This is a genomic window from Candidatus Korarchaeota archaeon NZ13-K, from assembly GCA_003344655.1.
Lineage (GTDB): Archaea > Korarchaeota > Korarchaeia > Korarchaeales > Korarchaeaceae > Korarchaeum.
This window is the reverse complement of sequence record MAIU01000109.1, coordinates 1-3,253: the sequence shown is the minus strand read 5'-3', so window position 1 is coordinate 3,253 and position 3,253 is coordinate 1. Positions and strand designations below refer to the sequence as shown.

At 57.8% G+C, this 3,253-nt stretch carries 3 protein-coding genes; 2 read left to right on the top strand and 1 reads right to left on the bottom strand.

From position 1 onward, the window contains the following. Positions 1 to 65: 65 nt before the first annotated feature. Entirely contained in the window at positions 66 to 1,028 is a 963-nt protein-coding gene (gene thiL / locus BA066_07410; GenBank protein ID RDD52868.1) for a thiamine-phosphate kinase, read from the bottom strand. A gap of 58 nt (positions 1,029 to 1,086) precedes the next feature. Between thiL and BA066_07405 the strand changes: the two genes are divergently transcribed. Both BA066_07405 and BA066_07400 read left to right on the top strand, forming a co-directional pair. Beyond that, positions 1,087 to 2,409, top strand: coding sequence for a GTPase (locus BA066_07405; protein ID RDD52867.1), 1,323 nt, complete (start codon positions 1,087 to 1,089; stop codon positions 2,407 to 2,409). Continuing rightward, a complete protein-coding gene (locus tag BA066_07400; protein ID RDD52866.1) occupies positions 2,406 to 3,146 on the top strand; it encodes a creatininase family protein in 741 nt (246 codons plus the stop codon). Before BA066_07405 ends, BA066_07400 begins: the two co-directional genes overlap by 4 nt. Positions 3,147 to 3,253 lie beyond the last annotated feature (107 nt).

The window sequence follows — 3,253 nt, the reverse complement described above, 5'->3', positions numbered from 1 at the left end:
GATCAGGATCTCGAAGCTAGACGTGGAGGTGGTGATCCCCTCCCTTGGGGAGCCCATGAGCCTGACTATCTGAAGTGCTCCCACCCGCCCCTGGGGACCTCGATGATCCCTTCCTCGGTCCTCAGGTAAATCCCCTCACCCTCGATCACCCTCCCTATCCTCAGGGGACTCAGGCCAAGAGACTCCAAACTCTCCATGACATCCCTCACTCGCTCCTCCCTCAACGTGAAGACGATCTCATACTCATCACCCCCATGGAAAGCCGCCTCTATGGGGTTCATTCCCCTGTCGCTCAGGTAGCGCCTCACCCTCTCATCCAACGGGATCTCCTCAACAAGGAACCCGTGGCCACTTGCCCTAGAGAGCTCCTTCAGGGACCAGTACAGGCCGTCGCTGCTATCAACGGTCGATGTGGCGTAACGGGATATGACTATCCCCTCCTCCACCCTGGCCTCGGGTTCGTACACAGCCCTCAGGGCATCCTCCCTCAGCGGATCAGGCAGCTCCAGGCCCTCCAGGAGGTGCTTGAAACCCAGCCAGGTCAATCCGAAGGCACCGGTCGTCATCACAACTTCTCCGGGCCTGGCCCCTCCCCTTCCCACAAGCCTTCCCTCAGCTCTACCGAATGCGAAACCAGATATGATGAGCTCCTTAGCCTCCCCGAGATCCCCTCCAACCAAGTAGGTCCCGTACTTTCTCATCGCCTCCTCAAATCCCCTGAAGATGGATGAGAATTCCTCATCACTCAGGTCCCTGGGAAGGCCCAGCGAGGCCATGAAGATCAGGGGTCTCCCCCCCTTCGAGGCTATGTCCGAGAAGTTGGCGGTGACGCATTTCTTGGCGAGCTGACTCAGGCTCATGCCCGGGAGCAGGTCCGTGGAAGATGAAACCATATCCATCTTGAATATGTAAACACCTCGATCCAGCTCCCTAGCTGAGGCATCGTCCCTACCGAGTCTCAGCAGCTCCCTGGGATCCTCCATGACGATCCTCATTATCTCGTCCACTAGCTCCCTCTCGGCCCTCACACAGGACCTGGAGGCTTAACGTTAAATCCGTTACCAAGCGAAGCTGGGGGTGCGCGTTATGGTCAGGAGAGTAGTGATCATGGGTGCGGCCGGTCGTGATTTTCACAACTTCAACGTCTTCTTTCGGAACAACGACCAGTACGAGGTGGTGGCCTTCACGGCGGCCCAGCTCCCAAACATAGCCGGCAGAATTTATCCGCCTGAGCTCGCGGGACCCCTCTATCCCAATGGAATCCCGATCTACCCTGAGGAGGAGCTCCCGAGGATAATAAGGGAGAAAGATGTGGATCTCGTCGTTTTCTCCTACAGCGATGTCTCTCACCAATACATAATGGAGAGGGCGGCATTGGCCCAGGCCTGCGGGGCCGACTTCATGCTGCTGGGACCGAAGAGCACGATGCTGAAATCAAACAAGCCAGTGATAGCAGTCACTGCTGTCAGAACAGGGGCGGGGAAGAGCCCGACGAGCAGGAGGGTCTCCAAGATACTCCGAGGCAAGGGGCTCAGGGTGGCCGTCGTGAGGCATCCCATGCCCTACGGGGACCTCAGGAAGCAGGTGGTCCAGAGGTTCGCATCGCTTGAGGACCTGGATAAGCAAAACGCGACCATAGAGGAGAGGGAAGACTACGAGCCCCACATAAGGCTGGGTAATGTTGTCTTCGCCGGGGTCGACTACGAGAGAATACTGAGGGAGGCGGAGAAGGAGAGCGATGTCATACTCTGGGATGGCGGGAACAACGACTTCCCGTTCTTCAAGCCTGATCTCATGATAACGGTCGTTGATCCGCTCAGAGCGGGTCATGAGCTGACATACTGGCCAGGGAGCGTCAACGTTAGGATGGCCGACGTCATCATAGTGAGCAAGGTGGACACCGCTTGCCACAGCGATGTGGAGAAGGTGATGAGCAACATCGAGAGAGTGAATCCCAGGGCCAAGGTGATAACAGCAGCAATCCCTTACACGGTCGATAGGCCCGAGCTCGTCGAGGGGAAGAGGGTGATAGTCGTCGAGGATGGTCCCACCGTGACCCACGGGGACATGGGTTTCGGGGCCGGTTATCTTATGGCAAGGAGGCTCAAGGCCGAGGTCATAGACCCGAGACCTTATGCCGTGGGCTCCATAAGGGAGACATATGAGAAGTATCCACACCTATCACAGGTTCTCCCGGCCGTGGGTTATGGGGAGACACAGATGAGGGAGCTAGAGGAGACGATAAACAGATCTCCCGCGGAGGCGGTGGTCCTAGGGACCCCAACGGACATAAGCCGGTACCTCAGGATAAACAAGCCGGCCGTCCACGTGTACTACGAGCTCCAGGAGATAGGGTCCCCGAACCTGGAGGAAGTCTTGGAGGAGTTCCTGAAGAGGGTCAGATCATGAGCGAGAGAAGGATCTGGCTCATGAGTTACAGGGAGTTCCGGGAGGCCATAGAGGATACGGATATGGTCATACTCCCCATGGGGGTGTGCGAGGCCCACGGCCCGCACCTACCCCTTGGCACGGACATCCTGATAGCTGAGTGGCTGTCCCTGAGGGTCGCGGAGAGGGTGAACGCCCTGGTGGCTCCTCCCATCCACTACGGGGTTGCCGTGGGGCTCTCAGGATACCTGGGCACGATAACCCTGAGCGACTCAACTCTGGAGTCCTTGGTCTATGAGGTCCTGTCCGAGCTGTTCAACAACGGTTTCGAGAGGCTGATAGTTATGAATGGGCATGGAGGATCTGGACAGGTTAACGGCGTCTTAAGGGCCATGGGAAGGGCCTGGTTGGAGTTGAGGATGAAGAGCGCCATGGTCACATGGTGGGATCTGGCGAAGGAGCTGACCGAGGAGATGTTCGGGGGGAGTGGGGGGCATGCCGGCGTCGACGAGGCGGCTTTGATACTAGTGATCAACAGGGACCTGATCAGAGGGGGGATAGAGGAGAGCGAGATATACACCCTAAGGAGCGGGATACAGGCGATACCACTCCCCGGATCGATGCTCGCCTACGATGAGAAGTTCAGGAGGGATCTGCCGAGTTACGAGGAGGCGGTCAGATTCGCGGAGAGGCTCATTGAGAGGATAGCGGACGAGGTGCGGAGGATAGCGGAGGGATGGGATAGGCAGGAGGTATAGAGCTCAGAGCAGACCATCCCTCCAATTTTTCACCCTAGCCACAATTCTCCTGAAGTCCTCAGCCCTGTGCATCTTCCTCTGAGCTGGGTAGATGAGCAGGTAGGGGG

What these genes read in the sequence shown, in the direction of transcription:
- BA066_07405 (RDD52867.1), top strand. Translation starts at nt 1,087, where the DNA reads ATGGTCAGGAGAGTAGTGATCATGGGTGCGGCCGGTCGTGATTTTCAC.
- BA066_07400 (RDD52866.1), top strand. Translation starts at nt 2,406, where the DNA reads ATGAGCGAGAGAAGGATCTGGCTCATGAGTTACAGGGAGTTCCGGGAG.